Raw genomic sequence first — 25,564 nt, 5'->3', positions numbered from 1 at the left:
CGTCTTTTCCGGCGCGGGCGTCAGGCCTCGGGGAAGACGGGGCGCAGGACGTCGTCGGGGAGCCCGCGGCGCTTCCACTCCCTCGGGTAGCCGACCGAGACCTCCTCGAAGCGGACACCGTCGTGGAAGGTGGTGCGCGGGATGTGTAGGTGCCCGTAGATCACCGCCGCCGCGCGGTGGCGCAGGTGCCAGTCGGCGGTGCGCACCGTTCCGCACCACTGCGCGAACTCCGGGTACCAGAGCACGTCCGTGGGTTCGCGCACCAGCGGGTAGTGGTTGACCAGGACGGTCGGCAGCTGCGGGTCGCACTCGGCCAGCCGCCGCTCGCTGTACTCCAGCCGGGCGCGGCACCACGCGTCGCGCGTCGGGTGCGGATCGGGGTGCAGCAGGTATTCGTCGGTGCACACCACGCCCGCCTCGTGGGCGAGGGCGAGCGCTTCTTCCTTGGTGGAGGCGCCTTTCGGGAAGAACGTGTAGTCGTAGCCCACGAACAGCGGGACGACGGTGACCGGGCCGCCGCGGCCGGTCCAGACCGGGAACTCGTCCTCCGGGGTGACCACGCCGAGCTCGCGGCAGCGCCGCACCAGTTCGCGGTAGCGGGCTTCGCCGCGCAGCTGCAGGGAGTCCCGCTCGGTGGTCCACAGGTCGTGGTTGCCCGGCACCCACACGACCTTCTCGAACCGCTCGGCCAGCAGGCCCAGCGCCCATTCGATCTGGTCGGAGCGTTCCGCGACGTCCCCGGCCACCAGCAGCCAGTCGTGCTCGGTGCGAGGCCGCAGCTTGCGGACGATGTCGGCGTTCTCGCTCATCGCCACGTGCAGGTCGCTGATGGCCAGGAGCTCACCGGTAGAGGAGCGCATGTGTTCGGACCGTAGTCGATCTCGCCCGCGAATGGTGGCCCGCGGTTCAGGACGCGTCGGTGCGGTGCACCAGCTGCCGGGCCGTGATGAGGGCGCCGTCGGTGCGGATCTCCGCGGCGGTGGCGGCGGCGCGCTCGGCGGTGCCGGGTTCGAGGGCGCGGCCGAGCGCCTCGGCCAGCGAACCGGTGCCCCGCGCGGTGCCGATCCCGAGACGCTCCACGCGCTCGGCCCAGTAGTGCTGGTCGTAGACCTGCGGGAGCACGACCTGGGGCGCGCCGGCGAGTGCTGCCACCGTGGTGGTCCCGGCGCCGCCGTGGTGCACCACGGCGGCGACACGCCGGAACAGCGCGCGGTGGTCGACGTCGCCGATCGAGAGGCAGTCCGCGCCGCCGTCCGGCAGCGGCAGTTCCGCCCACCCGCGGGAGACGATCGCGCGGCGGCCGAGAGCGCGGGCTGACTCGACCATCGAGCGGCTGGAGTCGGCCGCCGCGCTCCTGCTGCCCAGTCCGAAGTAGACCGGCGGCTCACCGGCGTCGAGGAAGGACTCCAGTTCCGCGGGCAGCGGGCGCTCGTCCGGCAGGAGCCACGCGCCGGTCTGGAACACACCCGGGTCGTCCGGGGCGGGCCACGGGCCCAGCCGCGGGTCGGCGGCCAGCCACGGGCGGTCGGTGAGGACGTGGTTGCGCACCTCGGTGACCGGGGCCAGCCCGGCCGCCGCGCGGTGGGCGTTGAGCGCAGGGCCCCACACGTCGTTCCAGAGCTGCTCGTCCCGTCGCCAGCGCTCGCGGTTGCCGCCGCGCTCGTCGGCCGGCCAGCCCGGCCACGGCGCGGGCGGGTGGTGCGGGGACGGCAGGGTGGCCGGGCAGTAGTGCGCGTGGACGTAGCCGATCCCGGCGAGTTCAGCCACCGACCGCGCCGCGACCTGCACGGCCCCGCACGCCACCAGCACATCGCAATCCCGAGCCGCCGCGGGCAGCGTGCTGAACTGCGCGGCCACCGCGTCCTCGGCCGCGCGGCGCCGTCCCTCCGGTGAGGAGAGGTCCCACGGCCCGCGCCGCATCTGCGGCCCGAGCGGAACCGACGAGATGCCCAGACTCCCGATCCAGTCGTGGAAGTCCGGTGGAGCGCAGATCCGGACGTCCTGGCCGAGGCCGCGCAGTTGCAGCGCCAGCGCGATCACCGGCTGGACGTCACCACGCGACCCGGTCGTCGACAACAGCACCCGCACGTGCACTCCCGCCTTCCTCGGGTTCGAGCTTCGCCGCGAAAACACCGCGCGGCGCAGCAAATGCGTCGCGCACAGTACCCGGATGCCGCTCGCCGAACCCACCGCCGAAGGCATGGATTCGCTGCCCACGCGGTCGCCCGGGTGCGCCCCGGGCTGATCAGTGCGGTCGGGTGCGGGTTCTCGCGGTGAACCGCTCTGCCGCGGCCACGAGGTTCTTCGTGACCGGGTGTCCCGGTTCGGCGAGAACGTCGGCGGTGCGGCCCCGTTCGACGATCCGGCCACCGTCGACGATCACCACGCGGTCGCTGCGCCCGGCGACGACGGCGAGGTCGTGGGTGATGACCACGAGCGCGCAGCCGGTGTCGGCCTGGAACTCCTCGAGCACGTCGAGCAGGTCGGCCTGGGTCGTGGTGTCGAGTCCGGAGGTGATCTCGTCGCAGATCAGCACATCGGGCCGGGCGAGCGCGGCGCGCACGAGAGCCGCCCGCTGGAGTTCTCCGCCGGAGAGCGCCGCAGGCCGCCGGGATGCGCTGGCCTCGGTGATGCCGAGCCTGACGAGTTCGTCGCGAGCCCGCCGACGGGCCTCGGTGCGGTCGGCGCCGGACAGCCGTTCGGCGGTGCGGGCGACCTGGTCCAGGACCGGGGCGAACTCGTTGAAGGAGGCACGGGCGTCCTGGAAGACGTACTGGACGCGGGCCAGCTGCTCGGGAGTGCGTTGCCGCAGCAGCGGTGGCAGCGGCGTGTCGTCGAGGCGGATTTCGCCGCCGCGGTGCGGGTGGAGCCCGGTGAGGCAGCGGGCCAGCGTGCTCTTGCCGCTGCCGGACCGTCCGACCACGGCCAGCGTTTCGCCCCGGTGGATCTCCAGGGACACGTCGTGCACGGTGTCGACGCGGCGGTGGCCCGCCACGAGGCCACGCACGGACACCACGGGGTCGCTGGCTTCTGGCACCTTCCGCCCGGCTGCCTCGGGATCCGGCTGCGCGTCGACCAGGCGGCGGGTGCATGGGTGGCGGGGCGAGCTGAGCACTTCCTCGCACGGCCCGGTTTCCACGACCTCGCCGCGGTTCATGACCAGCACGTGGCCGGCCAGCGCGCGGACCAGGTCGAGGTCGTGGGTGAGCAGCAGGATCGCGATGCCCCGCGCGGCGACCGAGCGGAACTCCTCGACGAGCTGGGCGCGGATCACCGCGTCCTGCCCGGTGGTGGGTTCGTCGGCGACGAGGACCCGTGGCCGCCCGATGAGCTGGTGCGCCAGCACGATGCGCTGCTGCTGGCCGCCGGAGAGCTGGTGCGGGTAGCGGTGCAGGAATTGCTCGCCGTCGGGCACCTGGGCCTGGCGCAACGCCTCCACGACCCGCTGCCGCACGAGTTCCCGGCGTTCGCGGCGGGAACTCGCACGGACGTGCAGCCGCGCGATCTCCCGCAGCACCGGGCCGATCCGGCGAACCGGGTTCAAGGCGGCGGAGGGGTGCTGCGGGATGTAACCGATGGTTCCGGTAGCCGGCGGACGTGCTGGATCCACGGTCTCCCCGGTCACCTCGATGCGGCCGGAGATCTCGGCGCCCGGCGGCTTCTCGCCGAGGAGCGAGAGCGCGGTGGTGGTCTTGCCGCTGCCGGATTCCCCGACGAGCGCGGTGATCCCGCCCTCGGCGAGGTCGAACGACACGCCCGAGACGATCGCGCGATCGCCTGCGGTGACGGTGAGGTTGCGGACGCTGACGACGGCGGTCACCGGGTCTCCAAGAAGGTCGAACGGAGGTCGTGGTCGCGCAGCCACCGGTCGAAGGCCAGGTTCACGCCGATGGACAGCGCGACGACCAGCAGCGCGGGCAGCACCACGGCCCAGGGCTGGATGAACAGGCCGGCCCGGTTGCGGTCGACCATGGCCGCCCAGTCGCTGGTCTGCGGGGAGACCCCGACGCCCAGGAAGCTCGCCGAGGCGACCAGGTAGATCGCGCCGGTGAACCGGGTGCCCAGGTCGGCGGCCAGCGTGCGGCGCATCGCCCGCGCCACGTAGTGCGCGCCGATGCGGATCCGGCTCTCGCCTTGCAAGCGCATCGCCTCGACCGCCGGCCGGGACGACAGCGAGAGCGCGGCCGCGCGGCTGATGCGCACCACGTCGGGCAGGTTGATCAACGTCACGACACCGATCAGCACCCACGGCACGCCGGGTGCGACGGAGGCCAGCAGCAGGAGCATCAGCATCGACGGGACGGCCAGCAGCAGGTCGAGCGGTCGCATGATCGCCTCGTCGAGCGCCCGGCTGCCGGTCATGCCCGCGATCAGGCCCAACGGCACCGCCAGCGCATAGGTGCAGGCGGTGGCGGTGACCGCGGTCAGCACCAGGGACCGGCCGCCCAGCAGCACTTCGTTCCAGACATCGCGGCCGACGAAGTCGGTGCCGAACCAGTGCCCGCCGCCGAGCAGGAAGGCCACGTCCTTGGTGGTGTCGGGAGAGGCCGCCAGCGGCCCCACAACCGCGAGCAGCAGCGGGATCGCGACGAGCGCTCCCGGGACCGCGTAGTTGCGAACAGCGCTCATCGGCCCACCTCCGCGGTGGGGGAGAGCACCCGTGCGGCTATGTCGGCGGCCAGGTTGACCAGCACCGTCGCCGTGGCGAAGACCACCGCCAGGCCCTGGATCACCGGGAGATCGCGCGCGGCGACCGCCTCCGCCAGCGTGGTGCCCAGACCAGGCACGACGAAGATGGCTTCGACGACGATCACCCCGCCGATGAGCCAGTCGGTGGTGCGCGCGAGCTGCTGGATCGCCGGTGCCGCGGCGTTGGGCAGCGCGTGGGCGAAGTGCACGCGCACCGGTGAGAGGCCCAAGCGGCGCACGTGGTGCACGTAGCCGGAGCGCTGCGCGTCGATCATTCCCGCGCGGATCAGCCGGCTCAGCGAGCAGATCGGGCGGAGCAGCAGCACGAAGACGGGCAGCACGAGCACGGCCGGGTTGCTCAGCAACGACGTGCCGACGGCTGTGGGCGGGAACCACCGCAGCTGCACGGCGAACACGGTCACGACGAGGACGCCCATCGCGAACTCGGGTGCCGAGTACAGGCTGAGCGTGGTCCCGGTGACCAGGCGGTCCAGGCGGCTGCCCTCCCGCCGCGCGGACAGCACCCCGAGCCCGACCGACAGCGGGACGAGCAGGGCGAGCGTCAGCGCGGCCAGCAGCAGCGTCGGGCCCGCGGCGGAGGCGATGATGTCCACCACCGACCGCGGGCCCACCAGCGACCGGCCGAGATCACCGTGCAGCGCCGCGACCAGCCACTCGCCGAGCCGTTGCCACGCGGGCTCGTCGAGGCCGAGCCGCTCCCGCAGGGCCGCGATGATCGCCGGATCGGGGTTGTCGCCGGCGATCATCACGGCCGCGTCGCCCGGCAGTGCCTCGGTCAGGGCGAACACCCCGACCACGACCAGCAGGGTCTGGACCGCGCCGAGGAGCACCCGGCGCGCCAGGTAGCGCGGGATCGTCACGCCAGCCACACCTTGTCGAAACGAGCCCAGTCGAGGGTGTTGGCCGGGGCGCGGTCGTCGATGCCGTGCACGCCCGGGGCGGAGGCCACGATCCAGTCCGACACGCCCCACCACAGGAATCCTCCCTCGTGGAACAGGGTTTCCTGCATCTCGCGGTAGAGCTCGGCGCGGCGCGCCTCGTCCGTGGTGGACTGCGCCTCGTGGTAGCGGGCGTCGAACTCCGGCCGCCGCCACCTGGTGTTGTTGGTGGTCGACGTGGTCAGCAAGCGCTGGGAGAAGTGGGACTCCAGCGGCATGCCACCGGAGCGGTAGCCGGCGAGCACGCCGTTGCCTGCGATGTCCGACCAGTAGGTGTCCTTGTTGCCGAGCCGGACCTCCAGGTGCAGGCCGATCTCCTTCGCCTGGTCGCTGATGGCCAGTGCCGCCTCCTTCAACCCGGTCGAGGCATCGGAGGTGTCGAAGCCGATGGTCATCCCCTCCGCACCGGCCTGGCGGACCAGCGCTCGCGCCCGGTCCAGGTCCTGGCGCCGCTGCGGCAGCGCGTCGGCGTAGTACCGGTAGCCCTTGCCGTAGACGTCGTTGCAGACCTGGCCCGAACCCTGGAACACCGAGCGGACCAGCTCCTCCCGGTCGACGAGGTGGAACAGCGCCTGGCGCAGCTCGGGGCGGTCGAACGGCGGGCGGTCGACCTTCATCGCCAGCCCGTGGAAGTTGCTCAGCGGCAGCCGGTGCACCTGGACCTGCCCGCTGGACTCGTAGGTGCGCGCGCTGGTGGGGGTCAGGTCGTGGGCGTACTCGACCTGCCCGCCCAGCAGTGCGTTGACCCGCGCGGCCTCGTCGTTGGTGACCACGATCTCCAGCTCGTCGAGCAGCGGCGCGCCGTCCCAGTGGTCGGGGTTGCGCACGGCCAGGAACGTGCGGCCCGGTTCGAAGGAGGCGAACCGGAACGGGCCGGTGCCGATCGGCCGGTCGAAGTCCGCGGTGCCCCCGGGCAGGATGTAGGCGCCGAGCGCGGCCAGCGCGTTGGGGAACTCCCCGTAGGGCCGCTGCAACCGGAATTCGACGGTGCGGTCATCGATCTCGCGGCTGTTGGGCAGGTCGATCACCGACAGCGTCGACTTGGCGCGACGACTGCTGCCGGGTTCGGTGATGCGCGCGTAGCTGGCCAGCACGTCGGCCGCACGCAGCGGTCGGCCGTCGTGGAAGGCCGCCTGCCGCAAGGTGATCCGCCAGGTCGTCAGCTCCGCGCTCGGCTCCCAGCGCTCGGCCAGCCTGGGGACCGGGGACATGTCCGAACCGAAGTCGGCGAGCTTGTCGAACAGCGCCTTGGCGCGCGCGATCTCGACGTAGAGGTCGGAATCCTGCGGGTCGAGCACCTCGGCCGCTCCGCCACCGGAGAACGCCGCCCGCAGCCGGCCGCCAGGACGCGGGGGCCCGCCTGCGGACGTGCTGCCCGGTGCCGCGCAACCGGCCAGCGCGGCAGCGGCGGTGAGGCCCAAGAACCCGCGGCGGCTCAGCGCGGGCAGGCGTAATTCAGGTCGCATGAAGGGGTTTCTCCATTCTGGGCGGGGCGCAGCAGGCCGGCGCACGGCTTGGTGGCGCGAACCGATCGGTTTCACCGGTCAGGAAGAACGGGCAGACATCCTTGGGCTGCAACGGGTTTCGTCTGCTCCGCCGTGTCCGGGGGTGATGCCGCGGCGTCGGTCGAGGAGTGCGACGGCGAGTGCGGAGCCGGTTCCGATGAGGACGCACAGCAGCGATGGCAGCCATGGCCACCGGTTGCCCGCCAGGTCGCTCATCCAGCCGAGGAGGGCGTTGCCGCCCGCGGCAGTGACCCCCGAGACGAGGTAGAAGACGCCGAAGTAGGTGCCCGAGAGCCGGTCCCCGCCGAAGGACGGGATGAGCTCGTAGACGAACGGCTGGGCCAGCATCACGCCCAGCGCCAGCGCGAACGCCGTGATCAGCACCGGTGCGAGGCGCAGTGCGGTCCCGACCGGACCGGCGGACGGCCCTGGCGGGATGACGGTCGCGGCCACCGCGGTGACCGCGAAACCGGCGCCCATCACCGCCAGCCCTGTTGCGATGCACCGGCCCTGGCTCCAGCGCTCCTTGGCGCGCGTGGTGATCCGGACCTGCAGCGCCAGGCTCGCCGCGGTGGAGACCAGGAAGATCATCGACACGGCGGCGGGGGAACCGGTGAAGCGCTCGGCGTGCATCGGCAGCACCAGGTAGAGCTGGTTCTGCAGGGCGAACATGCCGGTCAGCGCGCCGGTGAAGGCCAGGAACCGGCGATCGGTCAGCGCCCGGTGCCAGTCGGCGAACACCGAGGTCGACGGACGCTCGACCCGCCGCGGCGGCAGCACCGCGAGCTGCGCGAGGGTCAGCAGCGCGAAGACGACCGCTGCCGCGATCGCCGACAGCCGGAAGCCCACCAGCATCAGCGCGCTGCCCAGCAGGGGGCCGAGCAGCATGCCGGTGTTGGCGAAGACGTTGAAGAGCGAGAACGCCTCGGCCCTGCGCTCCCCGGCCTCCTGCGCGATGTAGGCGCGGACCGCTGGGTTGAACAGGGCTCCTGCCAGACCGCTGAGCACCGAGGCGATCAGCAGCGCGGGCGGCGATGTGCCGAAGGCGAACAGGCCGAAGCCGACGGTGCGCAGTGCGCACCCGGCGATGATCACGCCGCGGGCGCCGAGCCGGTCGGACGCGGAGCCGCCGAGCAGGAACAGGCCCTGCTGGCTGAGGTTGCGCACCCCCAGGACCACGCCGATCAGCGCGGCGGAGAGGCCCAGCTCGTGGCCCAGGTAGCCGGCCAGGAACGGGACCAGCAGGTAGAAGCCGGTGTTCACGCCGAACTGGTTGACCAGCAGGAGCTGCACGGCCGGCGGGAAACTTCGGATCAGGCGCCAGGTCTTCACGACGCGGCCCGGCGCGGGCCGTAGCCGCCCCTGCCCGGTAACCGCGAACTCACCGCACCCGCGCGCACCGACCACACGTGCCCCACACCGACTCCCTCCACGATCCGGCAATTCAGATCGCGATGATAATCATTTTCAATACGGTGGGGCAACGGGTGGTCCCGATGCGACGGGGTCCGGCGGTTGCCGGGTCAGTGCTCGTCGTAGTGGTCGTCGTGGGCGGCGTGCCGGTGCCCGTCGTGGAGGTAGTCGACGTGGTCGCCGTGGGGGACAGCGGTGTGGCCGCAGCCCTCGCCGTGGGTGTGCTCGTGGGTGCCGTGCGTGGTGTGGCCCTTCGGCTCGCACTCGTCGTAGTGGTCGTCGTGCCGGCGGTGCAGGTGGCCGTCGTGCACGTAGTCGACGTGGTCGCCGTGGGGCACGGCGACGTGGCCGCAACCTTCGCCGTGGGTGTGGTCGTGGCCGGTGTGCTGCTGGTGCGCCGTGGTCATCGGTGCCTCCGGATGGATGAGCAGGTCCGGACGTACGGCTCAAGCCTAGGTACGGGGGGCGGCGCACGCATGGACATCGCCGGCCCGGCCGGTCGCAGCAGGCGCGAGCGCGACCGGCGGGATCGCTGCCGGTCGCGCACCACCGGTGATCGAATTGTCAGGGGTCGCAAGTATGTTCGTCATGTCCGGCCGGCGCGGCTGGGCTTCCCCGGTCCACAGGAGAATGCGTGTTGCAAGATTGGGAGCGGTCGAGCACGACGCGGGTGGTTGCGCCCGCCCGGCCGCGCAAGCTCGCCAAGGTGCCGTTCGCGGAGCTGGCCGACGGCCGCCTGCAGGGCGTGGTGTCCAGCGGCTCGGACATCGAGCGGGTCTACGTCTCGTCGGTCGCCGCCGGCAGCTACGAGTTCACCTGCAGCACCAACAACAACCGGCCCTGCGGTGGTGCGCGCGGCTACGTCTGCAACCACATCCGCGCGCTGCTCACCGAGGCGGTGCTGCAGTACGGCGGCGAGCGGGTCGCCCGCTACCTGAAGGTCGAGGTCGCCGACGAGGAGCTGACCGCGCACACCATCACCGCTGCCATGACCGGTGCGCGGCAGGGCGATGCCGGGACCGCGGCGCCGGTGTTCAGCCGGTTCCTGCGCCACCTGGCCTACCTTGAGCTGCCCCCGACGACCGCGCCGCTGCCGGAGATGCAGTGGTTCCCGCCGACCAGGGCGGTGGTGTGATGCGCGCCGATCTGCTGTCCGCACCCGTCGAGGGGCTCGACGAGGCCCTGGCCGCCGTCGACGCCTTCGACCGCGCGCTCACCGGTGGCCTGCTGCGCCCGGACGCCGCCGACATGGCCGAGTTCGCCCGGTCCGTCGCTGCCACACCGCTGGCCGAGAAGGTCGCCGAGGCCGCCGACAAGGCGGTGGCCGGAGCCGCCGGCGAGGAGCACTTCACCGCCCTCGCCGCCGCACGCCTCGCGCTGCTGGGCTCCGTCCACGACGCCCTCGCGGCACGCATCGCCGAGGCGACCGGACGAGCTGGTGAGGACGAAAGCGACTGGGAGGCAAGCGAATCGCAGTCGCCGAACCTGCTCGCCGCCGCCCGGTCCTGGCTCGGCGACGTGGCCCGCGCCGGCTGGCGCGGCATCGACCACGACCTGATCTCCGGATCGGCGCAGATCATCTCGGCGATGCTGCCGGACCCGGCGCTGCGCCGCTCGGCGGCGCTCCTGGACGGCTTCGCCGCCGAGCTCGCGGCGTCCTGCCCCGGTGCCTCGCTGGAACGCATCCCGGCCCGCCGCTGGGCGGACCTGTGGTCGCGCGGGATGCTGCTCGCGCTGCCGGGTGCTGCGGCGACGCCGGCGACCGGCACCGCCACCGGCCGCCTCCTGCCGCTCGGCATCGACGTGCAGGAACACGCGACCGCCGTGCAGGCGCAGGTCCACGCGGTGTTCGAACCGGCCGACGGTTCCGCGTCGCGCCTGGTGCGCGCCAGCGCATCGGTGTCCAAACCGGACACCGTCGTCGGAGCCGGGCTGTGGCAGCTGCTGCGCCCGCACATGTCGCTGCTGGCCGCCGTCGGCGAAGGCCGCTCGATGGAGCTCACCGAGATGCCGGTCACCGCCGAAGGCGACCTGATCTGGAACGACGAGCACGCCAAGCCCGGCGAACCCGCCGATCCCTTCGCCACCGCCCGCGTCGCCCTGCAGGCGGCGACGGTGCCCGCGACCGCGCCGCTGGACCGGCACCCCGCCCGCATCGCCGTGCCCGTCTTCGTCGAGGGCTACACCGCGCGAACCGACGACGACGCGCTGATGTTCACCATCGCCGAGCACGACCTCGCCGTCGACACCGACCGCGTTCCCGCCGCCAGCCCGCTCACCGCCGAGGCGATCGCGGCGTCGAACGCCTGCATCGGCCTGCTGCGCTGGGACGCCGGGAACTTCCACCTCCAGCCGCTCGCGGTCGAGACCACCAAGCGGAAGAAGGCCGTCGCGGTGCACGCCGGTGCCTGGGCCGGTGGCACGACCGACAAGGCCGGTGCCAAGGCGGAGAAGGCGGCCACCGACGCTGCCAAGGTGCTGCGCGAGCGGGCGGGGAGGCTGCTGCGGAAATGACCGAGGAGATCTCCCACGACAACCGCCGCCAGGTCCTGTACTGGCGGCTGCTGGCCCGGCTCTTCGACCGCGAGGAGCAGGCCGGCCTGGAATCGGCGAGCCTGGCCGTCGTCGAGGACATCGGGCTGCCCTCGGCGCTGCTGGACCCGCGGACCTCGGTCGACTCGATCGTGCAGCGCCACCCCGAACTCGCCGCCGAGTTCGACGGCCTGATGACACCGGACTCCACATCGGACGAACGGGATCGCGCCGCCGAGGTGCGACGGGCGGCGCTGGCCTCGAAGGTGCTGCTCAACGTCTTCGACACCGGCTCCGGCGCGGTCACCGCCGAACAGCTCTCCCGCTGGCAGTCCGATGCGGGCTGGATGGAGCGCGCGCTGGGCTGCGGCCCGGGCGAGCTGCGCGGCGGTCGCGCCGCCGGTACCGGCACGGGCCAGGGCGGCCCGACCCCCGACATCTCCCGGCTGATCCCGGAGATCGGTCCCGAACTCGGGGCCATCGAAGCGGATCTCGTCGACCGCATGCAGCTGCGCGAAGTGCTGGCCGATCCCGACCTCGCCGCGCAGCTGACCCCGAGCATGTCGCTGATCGAGCAGCTGCTGCGGGACAAGGACAACCTGTCCGGGGTGGCTCTGGCCAACGCCAAGGACCTGATCCGGCGGTTCGTCGACGAGGTCGCGCAGGTGCTGCGCACCCAGGTGGCCAAGGCCCCGGTCGGCGAGCTGGACCGGTCGGTGCCGCCGAAGCGGGTCTTCCGCAACCTCGACCTGGACCGCACGATCTGGAAGAACCTCACCAACTGGGACCCGGAGGAAGAGCGGCTCTACGTCGACCGCCTCTTCTACCGGCGCACCGCCCGCAAGACGACGCCGCAGCGGCTGATCGTGGTCGTCGACCAGTCCGGGTCGATGGTCGACTCGATGGTCAACTGCACCATCCTCGCCTCGATCTTCGCCGGGCTGCCGAAGGTCGACGTGCACCTGATCGCCTACGACACACGGGCGCTGGACCTCACCCCGTGGGTGCACGACCCGTTCGAGACGCTGCTGCGCACCCAGCTCGGCGGCGGCACCAACGGCGAGGTCGCCATGGCGCTGGCCCAGCCCAAGATCGCCGAACCGCGCAACACCGTGGTGGTGTGGATCTCCGACTTCTACGAGTGGTCGGCCGAATCGCTGTTCAACAGCATGGCCGCCATCCACCGCTCCGGCGCCAAGTTCATCCCGGTGGGCTCGGTGACCAGCTCCGGCCGCGGCAGCGTCAACCCGTGGTTCCGGGAACGCTTCAAGGACCTGGGCGCACCGGTGATCTCCGGCCACATCCGCAAGCTCGTCGAAGAGCTCAAGACCTTCCTGGCCTGACCGCCGCCCCACCAGACCACCCCTGACGAAAGCACCCCAGAAAGGCCCTCACCATGTCCGACCTGCTGCGCGCGCCCGCCGAGATCAAGTACGCCGAGGAGCTGGACTGGCTGGAGTCCGTCGACGACGGCCCCAAGCCCTTCGCCTGGCGGCTCTCGCCCAAGATGGTCCGCCTGTTCATCCTCGGTTCCGAGCGCGCCGACGGCCTCAACCGGGAGGTCGCGCAGAAGTGGTTCGGCGACCGCAGCTTCGTCGAGCGCGCCATCGTCACGCTGGCCTCCGACCGCGGCCTGCTGCTCATCGGTGACCCCGGCACCGGCAAGAGCTGGCTGGCCGAGCTGCTGTCCGCGGCCATCAGCCGCAACTCGACGCTGGTCGTGCAGGGCACCGCGGGAACCACCGAGGACCAGATCAAGTACTCGTGGAACGTGTCCATGGTCATCGCCAAGGGGCAGTCGCGGGAGTCGATGATCCCCTCGCCGATCATGACCGCGATGGAGACCGGCGCGATCGGCCGGTTCGAGGAGCTCACCCGCTCCACCAGCGACGTGCAGGACGCGCTGATCTCCATCCTGTCCGAGAAGTACATCTCGGTGCCCGAGCTCGATGACGACAACATCGTCTTCGCCAAGCCCGGGTTCTCCATCATCGCCACCGCCAACAGCCGCGACCGCGGCGTCAACGACCTGTCCTCGGCGCTCAAGCGGCGCTTCAACTTCGTGCGCATCCCGGTGGTGACGAACAAGAAGAGCGAAGCCGAGATCGTCCGCTTCCGCACCGAGGAGCTGCTGCGCCGCCACCAGATCGAGCTGGACGTGCCGCCGACGCTGCTGGACGTGCTGCTGCGCAGCTTCGCCGACCTGCGCGATTCGGCGGCCGCCGCGGGCAGCGACGACGAGAAGCTGGAATCCGCGCTGTCCACCGCCGAGCAGATCGGTGTGCTCGAGGACGCCATCCTGCACAGCAACTTCTTCGGCCAGCGCGAGCTGACCGCCCGGACGCTGGCGTCCTCGCTCGTCGGCTCGCTGGCCCGCCGCGAACCGGAGGACCTGGCGATCCTCAACAAGTACCTGCACGGCGTCGTCGAACCGCGCAGCAAGGAGGAAGGCGGATCCTGGCCGGAGTTCCTGGAGGGCGGCCGCGACGCGATCGCCACGTTGTCATGAGCGGGGCCGACGAGGGCGCCTTCGGGGCGCTGCGGGCGCAGCTGCAGGAAGCCGCCGCGACGTTCGCCGACGGGCCCGGCGCGCTGGAGGGCATCCTGCTGGGCATCGTCGACGACGTCGACCGGGCGAGCCGGGAACCGCTGGAGATCTTCCCGGTGTGCCACCACTCGCCGGCCTCGGCGATCGCGATGGCGCGGCGGCTGCGGCAGAAGCAGCCGAAGGTGGTCTACCTGGAGCTGTGCGAGGACATGGCGCCGCTGCTGACCGAGCTGCGCAACTGCAAGCTCCCGGTGGCGGTGCAGGCCTTCGCCACCGAGGTCGACGGCTTCCCGCTGGACTGGTCGCCGCTGTCGGTGGTCGCCCCGATCACCGAGGCCTCGGCGGAGTACCAGGCGATCGCCTACGCGCTGGACACACCCGGCGTGGAACTCGTCCTGGTCGACCGCTCCTCGGACCACGTCTTCCAGTGGGACGAGCGCCGGGCGGAACCGGCCTCGGACGAGGCCGGCCTGCACGGTGACGCCGTCGGCGTGGAGCTCGGCGACCTGCGGCCCCGCTTCGCCGAGCTGGAGGAGCACCTGCTGCGCCACGGCAAGGTGCGGCACTGGTCGGAGTGGTGGCACCAGTACGTCGAGCTGCCGCTCGGCGACAGCGACCACGACACCTACCGGCAGGTGATGCTGCTGATCGGCAGCCTGTTCCGGCGGCTGGCACCGGGCGATGAGCACCGCGTGCGGGTCGACGAGGACCGCGAGCGCTACATGTGGACCCGGATGCGCGAGCACCTGGCCCGCACCGGCACCGATCCGGCGGACTGCCTCTACGTCTGCGGCGCGTTCCACGCGGCCAGCCGCGTCGAGGAGTTCGGCGTGCACGGCACCGGCGGTTTCGAGATCAGCCCGCGCACCGCGACCAAGTGGCAGCACGGCCTGATCCCCTCCAGCCACGCGGCGATCGAGGCGCAGTTCGGCCTGGCGTCCGGATCGGTGTCGATCGCGGCGACGGAGTGGGCGAAGAACCTCAAGCGCACCCGCGTGCAGGCGTTCCGGCTGGAAGGCCAGGCCGGGTCCCGGAAGGCGTCGAAGAAGCGGGCGGCGCTGCCCGCTCCCGAGCCGGAATCCGCGCCCGCGGACAAGCTCTCGGGTTTCCTGCAGCGCCCACCGGTCCTCGACCGCCTGGACGAGGCCGAACTGCTGGCCTGGTCGGTGGACATCGTGCGCGCCGCGCGGCGCAACGGCTACCTGGCCTCCACGGCGGATGCCATCGCGGTGTTCGAGACGTCGATCCTGCTGGCCGGGATGCGCGACCGGGCCAAGCCCACGCCGTACGACTTCCAGGACGCCGCGATCACCTGCATCGAGAAGGACGTCGTGCCGGGCCGCCGCGACGTGCGCCGCCTGGTGGAGATCATGATGGGCGGCGACCGGATCGGGCAGGTCGGCTACGACTCGCTGCCACCGCTGGCGCGCGACGTGCACGACCGGCTCGCGCCGCTGAACCTCAAGCTCGAACAACGCGGTGTGCAGCGCGCCCTGCTGGACATCGCCTCTCAGCCGGACCTCGCGCAGTGCTCCGACGTCCTGTGGATGCTGCACCGGCTGATGCCGCGCGGCGCGGCACGGCCGATCATGGGGGAGCGGAGTCTCGGCGAGAAGCCGATCCAGGAGTCGTGGGATCTGGCGCTGGGCACCCACCAGCGGGCGCTCATCGAGCTCGGCTACGAGGGCGTCAGCATCGAGCAGGTGCTGGAGCAGCGACTCCGCGTCGCCGCCTACGCCCGGAACGCCACGGCGGCGACGGTGCTGGAGGCGGTCGAGGACGCGACGCTGTACCTGCGCAGCTCGCGTCTCGCCAACGAGCTGGGCACGCGGGCACTGGAAGTCCTCGCCACCGAGCGCAACGTCGACGGCGCGCCCGAGGTGTTGCGCCGCGTGCGCCGGCTCCTGGCGTTCTACCGGACCAGCGAACCGGTGCTGCCGCAGTGGATCGAGTCGTTCGTCAAGACCGGCTACGCCCACTACTGCACCCTGCTGCCGACGGCGTTCACCGACGACGACGCGACCGTCGACCAGGTCGCGGCGATGCTGGGATTCCTGTTCAACATGGAAGGTCTGGCGCTGTCGCTGGGCTGCGACCGGACCCAGCTGGAGCTGGCGTTCGCCCAGTCCCACCCCGAGGTGCCGGAGAAGCTGGCGCTGCTGTGGGCGGCGCAGGTGCAGCTCGGCAAGCTCTCCCGCGCCGACCTCCGCCGGCGCTGCGCCGATCTGCTCGGCAATCCGCTCGTGGTGCCCGGTTATCCGCGCTACCTCAGCGGTTTCCTGCACGCCCTGGAACCGGTGCCGGGCCTGGCCGACTTCGTGGTGGAGTCGGTGTCCAACGCCTTCCGCGTGCTGCCGGACCCGGTCCTGCTGCCGTGGCTGCCGAAGCTGATCACCACGCTGCGCTCGGGCGGAGCGGAGCTGGCGCCGCTGCTGATCCGCGAGGCGGGCCGGATCTTCCCGGGTACCCTCACCGCGCTCGACGAGTGGACTCCGCCGTGGCTGGCCGAACCGGCCGCGGAACCGGTGTCCGCGCTGCGCGGTGGCGGTGGTGCCGCGCTGCTGGCCGCCCACCCGGCGACCTGCGACGCGGTGGCGGACCTGCTGGGCTGCACCGGACAGTGGCAGCGCCCCGAGCCGGAACCGCGCGGAGCGCTGCTGCTGGACCGCCACCCCGGCACTGCGCTGGCCCTCCATCGGTTGCTCGCACTGTGAGGTGTGGTGCCCCCGTCGCCCGGGGGCACCACAGCCCCCAGGTCATGCCCTCGATGTTGTCCACCGTGGACAGCTCCAGGTCGTGGAAGTCGGCGAGCAGCCGCTTGCGCATCGGCTGGACCGGCCGGTCGGCGAGGGAGTCCACGCGCTGGACGCCGGTGGTCGTGGCGTCGAACAGCCGCACCTTGAATCGGTGTAGAAGCGCGCGGGCTGGTGGTAGGAGCGGTCGTCGCTGATCATCACGTACTCGTCGGTGCACGGGTCGCGGTCGATCCCCGACAGCCCACCGACCGTCGTGCCCCGGTAGTCGAGCAGGTGGGGCACGATCGTCTCGCCGAGCGGCCGGACGTCCGCGCCGGGCGGGGCTGGTGCCGCGCCCACCGGGGACGCGGTTTGAGCGCGATGGCGCCCCGAAGCGCTCACGGCGGTGGGTTCAGCGAGCCGCTGGGGTTCCGGTGGTCGGCAGGTCCTGCTGGAAGGCCATCCGGTAGGCGGCGAGGATCCGGTCGAGGCGGTCGCGGGCGATCCGGGCCTCCCGCTCGTCGGAGCCGATGCCGATGTGCGCGCACACGGCCTTCGTCGCACCCGGCTGGAGCCGCGGCTGATCGACCTCGTCCATGCCCCGCATGGTGGCAGAGGCTCCTGATGGTGCGCTGACCGGCTGCCACGAACAGGTTGCGGCACCCGGGCGGTGCCGCTCGGCCGCGCCGAGTACCGGCTCGGCGGCTCCGCCGTCGCGTTGTCGCAGTCCAGGGCCCCGTTGGGCGGCCGGGTTGATCGTTCGAAAATTCCCGCACTATTATCGTGCGGGAATAGTCGAACGATGAGAGGTGGTCCGGATGCCGCCGTCACGGGTGTACGAGCACCCCGCGACCGAGGAGATCGCGATCCCGCGCGTGCTGTTCGCGCTCAGCGAGCCGCTGCGGCTGTCGATGGTGCGGATGCTCGCCGAGCGCGGTGAGGTCGACAGCATCGAGCTGGGGCCGGACCTGCCCCGGTCGACGCTGACGCACCACACCGGTCTCCTGCGCGAATCCGGCGTGGTGTTCGTCCGCGCGGAGGGGCGCAAGTGCATGATCAAGCTGCGTCGCGAGGACCTGGACGCCCGCTTCCCGGGGCTGATCGACACGGTGCTGAGCGGGTACGAGGACTCCGCGCCCGCGAAGGAGGACGCATGATCCGCCGGGTGTGGCCGCTGGTCGCCGCCGCCATCGCGCTCGGGATCGACGCCTACGTCCTCGCCGGGGTGCTGCCCTCGATCGCCGATTCGCTGGCCACCACCGCGGCCGCTGTCGGGCTCGGGGTGACGGCCTTCACCGCCGCTTATGCGCTGGCCGGGCCGCTGCTGTCGGGAATGCTGACCCGCGGTGGCACCGCGGGCGCGCTGCTGATCGCTCTCGGTGTGTTCAACCTCGGCAACCTCATCACCGTCGTCGCGCCGGGCATCGAGGTGTTCCTCGCCTCGCGCGTGGTCGCCGGCGCGGGTGCCGGAGTGCTCACGGCGGTGGCGACGGCGACGGCCGCCGCCATGGTCGCCGACCACGAGCGCGGCCGGGCGATGGCGATGGTGACCTTCGGCCTGTCCACCGGAACGGTGGCCGGAGTGCCGGTCGGGATGATCATCGGCGACCGGCTGAACTGGCGCTGGACCATGGGGCTGGTGGTCGCCGTCGGCGTTCTGAGCATGATCGCCCTGGCCGTCCGGGCGCGGGCGATCCCGGCGCTGCCCGCCTCGCGCGGCCCGGCCTTCGGGGTGCTGCGCTCGTCGCGGACGGTCGTCGGGATCCTCGCGGCGTTCCTGCTCGGCGTGGCCAGCCTCGGGCTCTACACCTACCTGCTGCCGATGGCCGAGGCGCGAGGACTCCAGGACTGGGGCTTCGCCTTGGTGTGGGCGTGGGGCATCGGCGGCGTCGCCGGTGCTGCCCTGATCGGCAGGCCGCTGGACGCCTTCGGGCCGCGCGCGCTGCTGGTCGCCCTGCCCGCGGTGCTGCTGGCCGGGTTCGCGGCGATCTGGGTGTTCGCCTCCCCGGTCGTGTGGCTGGCCGCGGCGGCCCTGTGGGGTGCGGCCGGGTGGTCGAGCGTGCCGACCTTGCAGCAGGCGCTCACCCGTGACCGGCCGGAGCGGGCGATGCCGGTCGTCGCCTTCCAGATGGCCGCGATGTACCTCGGTTCCGCCGCCGGAGCCGCCGCGGGCAGCAGCCTGCTCGCGGCCGGGACCGACCCCGGCGACCTCGCCGGCTGGACGCTGGTCCCCGCGGCGCTGGGACTCCTGCTCACCGGGTGGCTCAGCGCCGGTTCGCCCCGGCTCCGCGTGGAGCGCCGGAGCAACGAACCCGCGTGCGAAGCAGCGGCCTAGCGAGTGCACGCCCGGAAGGCGCCCGCCCGCGCCTTCCGGGACCGGTGTCCTCATTGGACAGGCCGGGACGCCGAGCAGCGGGACGGCGTCGCATCCCAGGGGCCGGTCCGCCCTGGCGGCGGAGTCCGCGGCGCGTGAGGATGGTCTGGCACGACGACCGCACCTCAGAAGAAGGGCTGGTTCCCATGGACGCGCTCTACACCGCCGTCGCCACTGCCACCCACGGCCGCGACGGTCGCGCCGTCACCTCCGACGGCAAGCTCGACCTGCAGCTGGCGGTGCCGGCGGAGATGGGCGGCTCCGGCCAGGGCACCAACCCGGAACAGCTGTTCGCCGCCGGGTACGCCGCCTGCTTCGCCAGCGCGCTCGGCCTGGTCGGCCGCCGGGCCGGCCTCGACCTCAGCGAGGCCGCGGTGACCGGTGAGGTCGGCATCGGCAAGCAGGGCGAGGGCTTCGCGCTCGCCGTGGTGCTGCGGGTGGAACTGCCCGACTCCGTCGACGAGTCCACCGGCCGCGACCTGCTCGAGCAGGCCCACCAGGTGTGCCCCTACTCGAACGCCACGCGCGGCAACATCCCGGTCGAACTCGTCATCGAGTGAGCGGGGCCCGCGCTCAGGCCGGGCCGAGCAGGTCCCAGCGGTTGCCCGCGACGTCCAGGAACACCGCGACCTGGCCGTAGGGCTCGGTGCGCGGCGGGACGGTGAACTCCACGCCCGCCGCCACCAGCCGTTCGTAGGCCTCGGCGAAGTCCTCCACCTGCAGGAAGAAGCCGACCCGGCCGGCGACCTGGTCGCCGATCGCGGCGGCCTGCCGCGCACCGTCCGCGCGGGCGAGCAGGACGCCCGTGCCGCCGCCGGGCGGCCGGACCACCACCCAGCGCTTCGGGCGTCCGTCGTTGGTCAGCGAAGGGGAGTCCTCGACCAGCTCGAAGCCCAGCACGTGGACGAAGAACTCGATGGCTTCGTCGTAGTCGGCCACGACGATCGTGACGAGATCGATCCGCACCGCCCGAGGGTAAGCGGCCGTTTCGTCTCCGGTCGAGGGGGAGTCGCGGGGGCAGGTCGGCGGGTCCTGACCCGCCGGTGATGCTGGACGTCTATCCGAAATGGACAGTGAAGTGGTCGCCGGTGCTGGCGTCAGGCGCGCTTCCGGGCGTGGAGCTCGTCGTCGGCGCGCAGGGTCGCCTCCAGCAGGGACAGCCCTTCCTGCTGGAAACCGGCGATCAGCTCGTTCCACCGGTTCAGCGTCGCGCCGCTCTCGATCACGAAGCTCTGCGCCGCCGGGTTGAGGCCGCCGTCGCGGTAGACGATGCCGAACGGCGTGCGCAGCACCGGGCGGGTCTCCACCACGACGGCGCCCATGCGCGCGGCCGCCGCAGCCATGCGCAGCGGCAGGAACGCGCTGCCCGCACCGTTGAGCACCAGCGTCAGCTGCGCGTGGCGGTTGGGGGCCCGCGCGACGATCCGGGGAACGACCGCTTCCTGCCCCAGCAGGGTCGTCACGAAGTCGTTCTCCCGGTGCGCCGAACTGCTCACCACCAGCGGCACGTCCTCCAGCCGGGCGAGATCGTGCGGTTCCGCCGGGTCGGCACCGGTCGTGCCGGGCGGCATCACAAGCAGGAGCCGCTGGACGCCGAGGTCGACCTCGGCGAGGTCGTCCACCGGGGCGGGAAACGTCGTGAAGCCGAGTTCGCAGTTGCCCACCGACACCTCCTCGCACAGCTCCGCCGCGCTCGCGTGCTCCACGAGATCGAGCCGGATGCCCGGGTGCAGCCTGGTGAAGGAGGCGCTCCAGGCGGCGACCGCGTCGCTGGACATCTCCGGCATCGTGCCGATCGTGATCGACCCGACCTGCAGCTCGCGCGCGCCGCGCATGATGTCGCGCACCGCCACCACGTCCCGCAGCACCCTGCGCGCCGGTTCGACCAGCAGCTCGCCCGCCGAGTTGAGCACCAGGTTCCGGCCCGTGCGGTGGAACAGGGTCAGCTTCAGCTCGCGCTCCAGCTGCCGGATGCTCTGCGACAGCGAGGCCTGCGCGATGTGCAGCTGCTGCGCCGCCCGGTTCACCCCGTTGTGCTCGACGACGGCCAGGAAGTACTCCAGTTGGCGGATCTCCATGCCCACATCGTCCCCCGCCGGACATCAGCGGCGGAACGTGTCGGGCAGCGTTCCGTCGGCGCCGACCTGCTCGATCATCGCGCGGCCGAGGTTGCGCTGGTGGATCGGCGAAGAGCCTTCGTAGATGCGCAGCGCCCGGACGTCGCGCCACATGCGCGGCACCGGGTGCGGTCCGACGATGCCCGCGCCACCCAGCAGCTGCACGCACCGGTCGGCGACCTTGCCGGCCATCTCCGAGCAGTACAGCTTCGCGGCGGCGATCCGGTGCCGCGGGATCTCCCCCTGGTCGAAGGTGCGGGCGCACTCGATGACGAGCGCCCGGCCCGCCTCCAGCTCCGCGTAGCTCTCGCCCAGCGTCGAGCGCACCGCGCCGAGGTCGGCCAGCGGGCCGCCGAACTGCTCGCGGCCGGTCACGTGCGCGGTGGTCTCCTCCAGCATCCGGGTGGCCTGACCGACGCACGTCGCAGCCACGTGCAAGCGGGCGTGGTTGATCCCGCGCAAGGCCATCTTCAGCCCCTGGCCCTCGACACCGCCGAGGAGCCGCGCCGCGCCGGCCCGCACGTCCTGGAACCGGATCTCGGCGACCGGCGCTTCGGCGTGGCCGTTCATGTACCGGGGCAGCTCGGTGGAGACACCGGGCGACCGGGCGTCGACGATCAGCGCGGAGACGCCCGCCGCGCCGGGCTCGCCCGGGTCGGTGCGGGCGAACGTCAGGAACGCGTCCGCCCAAGCGCCGTTGGTGATGTACCGCTTGCTGCCGCTGACGAGGTAGTCCCCGCCGTCGCGGATCGCCGTCGTGCGCAGGTGCGCCGCGTCCGAGCCGGCTTCCTCCTCGGTGAGCGCGAAGGCCATGACGAGATCTCCGGCGGCCATCGCGGGAAGCATCTCCTGGCGCTGGGCCTCGGTACCGTGATCGAGGATCGCCTGCGAGCACAACCCGATCACGGTGGAGAAGCGGGACCGGTAGACGCACGAGGCGCGGGTGAACTCGAAGGTCAGCCGCACCTGCTGCTCCATCGTCCAGCCCAGGCCGCCGTAGCGGCGCGGGATCGAGATCCCGAACAGCCCGAGCGCGGCCATGCGGTCGAGGATCCGCTCGGGCACGGCGCCGTTGTCGACCATCTCGGGTTCGGCGGGGATCAGCTCGTCGTTGGTGAACTCCGCGATCTCCGCGAGGTGCGCGGGGAAGTCGTAGCGGAGCACGTCCTGGTCGATCAACGCGGTGCCCTTCGTTCGTCGGGACGCGCCGTCGGTGCTCCGACGACGCGGCGGGTGGTGAGATCGGAGATCGCTTCATCGGGATAGCCGAGTTCGCGCAGCACGTCGGCGGTGTCCGCGCCGACCGCGGGGGCGGCGGCCGAGGCGGTCCGGCGCAGCCCGTCCAGCGTGAAGGCCGTTCCGGGGCTGGTGACGCGGCGACCACTGCGGTCGGTCACATCGACCATGACGTTCGAGCACGCCACGTCCGCGTCCGCGGCCACCTCGTCGAAGGAGCGAACAGCGCCGCAGACGATGCCGGCCGAGCGCAGCGCCGTGATGGCCTGCTCGCGGGTCATCCCCGCGAACGCGCTCCGCAGCGCGGCGAGCATCTCCGGCCGGTTGCGCACGCGCGCGGGGTTGTCGGCGAACCTCGGGTCCTCGACCATGTCCGGCCTGCCCACCAGCTCGCACAGGGCCACCCACTTCTCGGCGGTGTAGGCGGAGAGGACGATCGCGCCGTCGGTGAGCACGAGGACATCGGCGGCGGGCGCGGCGTTGACCTGACCGTTGCCCTTCCGCCGGGGCGCGGTCCCGGTCAGCACGTACTCACCCCAGGTGGCGGCCTGCGCCGAGATGACCGCCTCCAGCAAGGACGTCTCGACATGCGCGCCCCGCCCCGACCGCTCGCGTTCGAAGAGCGCGGCGAGCACCCCCGTGGCCAGCGCGTTGGCCGCGGTGACGTCGGCGACCGGGAAACCGACCCGCTGCGGCTCGCCGTCGGCGGCGCCGGTCGCGTGCATCAGCCCGTACTCGGCTTGGGCGGCGATGTCCAGACCCGGGCGTTCCCGGGACGGCCCGCGGGAGCCGAATCCGGTCACGCTGGCGCAGATCAGGCGTGGGAACTCCCGGCGCAGCGTTTCGGCGTCGATCCCGAGCTGCTCGGCGGATCCGGGGCGGAAGTTCTGCACCAGCACGTCGGCGGTGCCCAGGAGCCGGTGCAGCACGTGCCTGCCGCCCGGGTCACGGAGGTCCAGCGCGATGCTGCGCTTGTCGCGGTTGTAGGCCTGCACCATCGCTTCGCCGAACGGGCCGATGTGCCTGGCCTGATCGCCCCGCAGGCTCTCGACCTTCAGCACCTCAGCACCGAGGTCGCCCAGCACCTGCGCGGCGCACGGCCCGGCGATGTACTGGCCCAGGTCCAGCACGCGAATGCCCGTCAGCGGCCCCGTCATTTCGCGCTCCCGCAGGTGGTGGTGAGACGTTCCAGCTCGGCCCTGGCCCGCTCCGGGTTCAGCATCGCCCCGCCGAGGGCGCCGAGGGCGCACACGATCAGACCGACGACGAGGAACCCGGTGGAATAGCCCTGAGCCGGGGTGGCCGACTGGTCGACGATGAGCCCCAAGCCGTAGGGAGCCAGGATTCCCGCGACGCTGTAGGCCGCGATGATGCAGCCGAAGAACGCGACGCGCTGGTGCGCGGGCAGGAAGTCGGAGGCGCCCGCGAAGGCGACCGAGAAGGCGACGCTGTTGACCGAGAAGGCGAGCACGACGAGCACCACCTGCAGCGGGCCCGGGTCGAGCTGGGTGAACGCGACCATCGAAAGTCCGCCGAACACCAGGTAGGCGCCGGTGAGCTTCCCGCGGGCCAGGTGCGAGCTGCGGCCCCGGCGCAGCAACCGACCGGAGAGGGCGCCCGCCGACAGCAGGACGACCACGGCCGCCGCGTACGGGATGGCCGCCAGCACGCCGACGGTGCTCGCGGGATATCCCAGGCCTTCGGTCAGGTACGCCGGGAGCCAGGCGACCTTCAGCGAGGAGATCAGGTAACCGGCGAAGGACAGCAGCACCAGCCCCCAGAAGCTGGGCAGGAGCAGCAGCCGGTGGAAGGCGACGGTGAGGTGCCCGTTGGGGTCCGGTGCGCTCCCCGCTCCGGCGCGATCGGCGGGTTTGCGCAACGGCATCCGCTCGGCCCAGCAGAACCAGGCGATCGTCCACACGGCACCGGCGATGACCAGGACGGTGAAAGCCCCGTGCCACGACCAGTTCACGATGACCCACGTCAGACCGGGAGCGGCGAGCAGCGGCCCGATCGACGAGCCCGCGTTGACCACGGCACCCGCCGTCGCGCGGCGCTCCGGAGGGAAGCGGTCGGCAATCACCGACTGGCAGAACGCGTGCGCGGGGCCTTCGAAGAAGCCCAGGGCGATGCGGGATGCGAGCAGGACGCCGAAGGTGGTCGGCGTGGTCAGCGGCAGCATGCTCAGGATCCACGAGCACATGAGCAGCCCGGCGCCCCACGTGTAGGAGATCTTGCGCAGCGCGGCCGTCAGCACCACCGCCCCGACCGCGAACAGCCAGAAGAACGCGCTGCTGAGCAGGCCGTACTGCCCGGCGGTCAGACCCAGGTCAGCGCGGATCTGGCCGCTGGCGAGTCCGACCGCGGCCTTGTCGGCGAAGTTCAGGGTGAAGAACAGGAACAGGAAGAGGACCAGTCCCCAGCCCGTCGAGCGGTGCCGGGTGCGCGGCCGCTCGCCGACGCGGTTGAGGAGCGGATCGGAAGGTGGCATGCGGTTCTCCTGTGCGGCTCACGTCGACCGAGCCGGTTGGCGAACCCCGGCCGCGACATGGTCCACATCACACCGCCGGCGCGTTGCGTTCAACGGCCGATGTGCGGACGGGGCGTTCGGTTCTGCCTATAACCGCCGCACCCCGTCCCTTGTGGGCTGATGTTTCCGGTATCCGGTTCTGTTGCGGCAGAATGTCGCCGCTGGGTGTCGCGGGGAGGAGTGGTCTGGTGCCGACGGCGACGTGGGAGCGGTTGCCCGAGGCGCGGCGGGAAGCCGTGCTGCGGGCGGCCGAAGCGGAGTTCGCCGCGCACGGGTTCTCCGGCGGCAGCCTGAACGTGATCGCGCGCAACGCCTCGGTGGCGAAGGGCAGCCTGTTCCAGTACTTCACCGACAAGGCCGACATGTACGCGCACCTGGCGGACCTGGCCAGCCAGCGCATCCGGGCCGCGATGGAGCTGCGCATCGCCGAGCTGAGCTGGGAGACAGGCTTCTTCCCGGCGCTTCGGCAGCTCGCGCAGGACTGGGTGGCCTACTTCGCGGTGAACCCGCTGGACCGGGCGTTCATGGCCGCGGTGAGCCTGGAGCCGGACATGACCGCGCGCTCGGCGGTGCGCGAGGCGGCCAACAGCCACTACCTCGCGGTGCTGCGCCCGCTGCTGCGGAAGGCCCGCGACATGGGCGAACTGCGCGCGGATGCCGATCTGGAGGCGTTGCTCGCGCTGCTGCTGGTGCTCCTGCCGCACCTCGCCCTGGCTCCGCACAACCCCGGCCTGGACCCGGTGCTCGGGCTGGGCTCCGGGGATTCCCGGCAGGTCGGGGAAGCGGTGGACCGGCTGGTGAAACCACTGGTCATGGCCTTCGCCGCCGATGATGCGCGGCACTGACCGCTACTCCAACCGTGCGTTCGGGGTTGTCCTCGGTGACGGCGCGCCCCTAATGTGACCGCTGGTCATATGACCACTGGT

Annotated in this window: 23 protein-coding genes and 2 pseudogenes; 9 read left to right on the top strand and 16 right to left on the bottom strand. The window is 72.1% G+C overall.

Going from position 1 to position 25,564, the window contains the following annotated elements:
• Window positions 1–20 precede the first annotated feature (20 nt).
• From ATL45_RS35350 to ATL45_RS35315, 8 genes are all read right to left on the bottom strand, one after another.
• Window positions 21–860: a metallophosphoesterase family protein gene (locus ATL45_RS35350; protein WP_093147085.1), complete on the bottom strand. Its 840-nt coding sequence runs from the start codon at window positions 858–860 to the stop codon at window positions 21–23.
• A 46-nt stretch (window positions 861–906) separates the two neighbouring features.
• Entirely contained in the window at window positions 907–2,088 is a 1,182-nt protein-coding gene (locus tag ATL45_RS35345; protein ID WP_093147827.1) for a glycosyltransferase, read from the bottom strand.
• A 157-nt stretch (window positions 2,089–2,245) separates the two neighbouring features.
• Complete coding sequence (locus ATL45_RS40105; RefSeq protein ID WP_211841367.1) at window positions 2,246–3,820, bottom strand: ABC transporter ATP-binding protein; 1,575 nt, start codon at window positions 3,818–3,820, stop codon at window positions 2,246–2,248.
• The gene (locus tag ATL45_RS35335) at window positions 3,817–4,629 is read right to left on the bottom strand and encodes an ABC transporter permease (protein ID WP_093147083.1); all 813 of its coding nucleotides are present in this window, start codon (window positions 4,627–4,629) and stop codon (window positions 3,817–3,819) included. The genes ATL45_RS40105 and ATL45_RS35335 overlap by 4 nt, the downstream gene beginning before the upstream one ends.
• A complete protein-coding gene (locus ATL45_RS35330) occupies window positions 4,626–5,570 on the bottom strand; it encodes an ABC transporter permease (protein ID WP_093147082.1) in 945 nt (314 codons plus the stop codon). Before ATL45_RS35330 ends, ATL45_RS35335 begins: the two co-directional genes overlap by 4 nt.
• Complete coding sequence (locus ATL45_RS35325) at window positions 5,567–7,114, bottom strand: ABC transporter substrate-binding protein (RefSeq protein WP_093147080.1); 1,548 nt, start codon at window positions 7,112–7,114, stop codon at window positions 5,567–5,569. Before ATL45_RS35325 ends, ATL45_RS35330 begins: the two co-directional genes overlap by 4 nt.
• A gap of 78 nt (window positions 7,115–7,192) precedes the next feature.
• Entirely contained in the window at window positions 7,193–8,485 is a 1,293-nt protein-coding gene (locus tag ATL45_RS35320) for an MDR family MFS transporter (RefSeq protein ID WP_093147819.1), read from the bottom strand.
• A gap of 191 nt (window positions 8,486–8,676) precedes the next feature.
• Complete coding sequence (locus ATL45_RS35315; RefSeq protein WP_093147078.1) at window positions 8,677–8,973, bottom strand: hypothetical protein; 297 nt, start codon at window positions 8,971–8,973, stop codon at window positions 8,677–8,679.
• Between the two features lie 227 nt (window positions 8,974–9,200).
• Here ATL45_RS35315 and ATL45_RS35310 point away from each other — a divergent pair, with 227 nt between their 5' ends.
• The 5 genes from ATL45_RS35310 to ATL45_RS35290 are packed head-to-tail and all read left to right on the top strand — an operon-like array spanning window position 9,201 to window position 16,360.
• On the top strand, window positions 9,201–9,701 hold the full coding sequence (locus tag ATL45_RS35310) for a hypothetical protein (protein ID WP_246025732.1): 501 nt from the start codon (window positions 9,201–9,203) through the stop codon (window positions 9,699–9,701).
• Window positions 9,671–11,080: a hypothetical protein gene (locus ATL45_RS35305; protein ID WP_093147076.1), complete on the top strand. Its 1,410-nt coding sequence runs from the start codon at window positions 9,671–9,673 to the stop codon at window positions 11,078–11,080. Before ATL45_RS35310 ends, ATL45_RS35305 begins: the two co-directional genes overlap by 31 nt.
• Entirely contained in the window at window positions 11,077–12,441 is a 1,365-nt protein-coding gene (locus tag ATL45_RS35300) for a vWA domain-containing protein (RefSeq protein ID WP_093147075.1), read from the top strand. The genes ATL45_RS35305 and ATL45_RS35300 overlap by 4 nt, the downstream gene beginning before the upstream one ends.
• A 53-nt stretch (window positions 12,442–12,494) precedes the next feature.
• Window positions 12,495–13,607, top strand: a complete 1,113-nt coding sequence (locus tag ATL45_RS35295) for an ATP-binding protein (RefSeq protein ID WP_093147073.1) — start codon at window positions 12,495–12,497, stop codon at window positions 13,605–13,607.
• Window positions 13,604–16,360 (top strand): DUF5682 family protein, encoded by a 2,757-nt coding sequence (locus ATL45_RS35290; RefSeq protein WP_093147071.1) that lies wholly within the window; start codon window positions 13,604–13,606, stop codon window positions 16,358–16,360. The genes ATL45_RS35295 and ATL45_RS35290 overlap by 4 nt, the downstream gene beginning before the upstream one ends.
• Window positions 16,361–16,454: 94 nt before the next feature.
• Here the strand turns inward: ATL45_RS35290 and ATL45_RS40315 are convergent.
• The 3 genes and pseudogenes from ATL45_RS40315 to ATL45_RS35280 all read right to left on the bottom strand — a co-directional run.
• Window positions 16,455–16,505 (bottom strand): annotated as a pseudogene (locus ATL45_RS40315) (hypothetical protein); the annotation flags it as partial.
• 96 nt (window positions 16,506–16,601) lie between these two features.
• Window positions 16,602–16,684 (bottom strand): annotated as a pseudogene (locus ATL45_RS40385) (hypothetical protein); the annotation flags it as partial.
• Between the two features lie 109 nt (window positions 16,685–16,793).
• Complete coding sequence (locus tag ATL45_RS35280) at window positions 16,794–16,979, bottom strand: hypothetical protein (protein ID WP_093147070.1); 186 nt, start codon at window positions 16,977–16,979, stop codon at window positions 16,794–16,796.
• A gap of 220 nt (window positions 16,980–17,199) precedes the next feature.
• Between ATL45_RS35280 and ATL45_RS35275 the strand changes: the two genes are divergently transcribed.
• The 3 genes from ATL45_RS35275 to ATL45_RS35265 all read left to right on the top strand — a co-directional run bounded on the left by ATL45_RS35275 (window position 17,200) and on the right by ATL45_RS35265 (window position 19,315).
• Window positions 17,200–17,538, top strand: a complete 339-nt coding sequence (locus tag ATL45_RS35275; protein ID WP_170210437.1) for an ArsR/SmtB family transcription factor — start codon at window positions 17,200–17,202, stop codon at window positions 17,536–17,538.
• Window positions 17,535–18,716: an MFS transporter gene (locus tag ATL45_RS35270; protein WP_093147067.1), complete on the top strand. Its 1,182-nt coding sequence runs from the start codon at window positions 17,535–17,537 to the stop codon at window positions 18,714–18,716. Before ATL45_RS35275 ends, ATL45_RS35270 begins: the two co-directional genes overlap by 4 nt.
• 185 nt (window positions 18,717–18,901) lie before the next feature.
• On the top strand, window positions 18,902–19,315 hold the full coding sequence (locus tag ATL45_RS35265; protein WP_093147811.1) for an organic hydroperoxide resistance protein: 414 nt from the start codon (window positions 18,902–18,904) through the stop codon (window positions 19,313–19,315).
• A gap of 13 nt (window positions 19,316–19,328) precedes the next feature.
• Here ATL45_RS35265 and ATL45_RS35260 read toward each other — a convergent pair whose 3' ends face one another.
• From ATL45_RS35260 to ATL45_RS35240, 5 genes are all read right to left on the bottom strand, one after another.
• Window positions 19,329–19,721, bottom strand: coding sequence for a VOC family protein (locus tag ATL45_RS35260; RefSeq protein ID WP_093147066.1), 393 nt, complete (start codon window positions 19,719–19,721; stop codon window positions 19,329–19,331).
• Window positions 19,722–19,852: 131 nt separating this feature from the next.
• Window positions 19,853–20,833: a LysR family transcriptional regulator gene (locus tag ATL45_RS35255; protein ID WP_093147064.1), complete on the bottom strand. Its 981-nt coding sequence runs from the start codon at window positions 20,831–20,833 to the stop codon at window positions 19,853–19,855.
• Window positions 20,834–20,857: 24 nt separating this feature from the next.
• A complete protein-coding gene (locus ATL45_RS35250; RefSeq protein WP_093147063.1) occupies window positions 20,858–22,051 on the bottom strand; it encodes an acyl-CoA dehydrogenase family protein in 1,194 nt (397 codons plus the stop codon).
• A complete protein-coding gene (locus ATL45_RS35245) occupies window positions 22,048–23,265 on the bottom strand; it encodes a CaiB/BaiF CoA transferase family protein (RefSeq protein WP_093147061.1) in 1,218 nt (405 codons plus the stop codon). The genes ATL45_RS35250 and ATL45_RS35245 overlap by 4 nt, the downstream gene beginning before the upstream one ends.
• Window positions 23,262–24,599 carry an MFS transporter gene (locus ATL45_RS35240; protein ID WP_093147059.1) on the bottom strand — a complete coding sequence of 446 codons (1,338 nt, stop codon included), beginning with the start codon at window positions 24,597–24,599 and terminating at the stop codon, window positions 23,262–23,264. Before ATL45_RS35240 ends, ATL45_RS35245 begins: the two co-directional genes overlap by 4 nt.
• A 227-nt stretch (window positions 24,600–24,826) precedes the next feature.
• On the opposite strand from ATL45_RS35240, the gene ATL45_RS35235 reads away from it, so the two are divergent.
• Window positions 24,827–25,483, top strand: coding sequence for a TetR/AcrR family transcriptional regulator (locus ATL45_RS35235; RefSeq protein ID WP_093147057.1), 657 nt, complete (start codon window positions 24,827–24,829; stop codon window positions 25,481–25,483).
• Window positions 25,484–25,564 lie beyond the last annotated feature (81 nt).

The organism is Saccharopolyspora antimicrobica (assembly GCF_003635025.1).
GTDB classification, from domain to species: domain Bacteria; phylum Actinomycetota; class Actinomycetes; order Mycobacteriales; family Pseudonocardiaceae; genus Saccharopolyspora; species Saccharopolyspora antimicrobica.
Note: the sequence above shows the minus strand (reverse complement) of the source record. Positions and strands in the feature narration are given on the sequence as shown.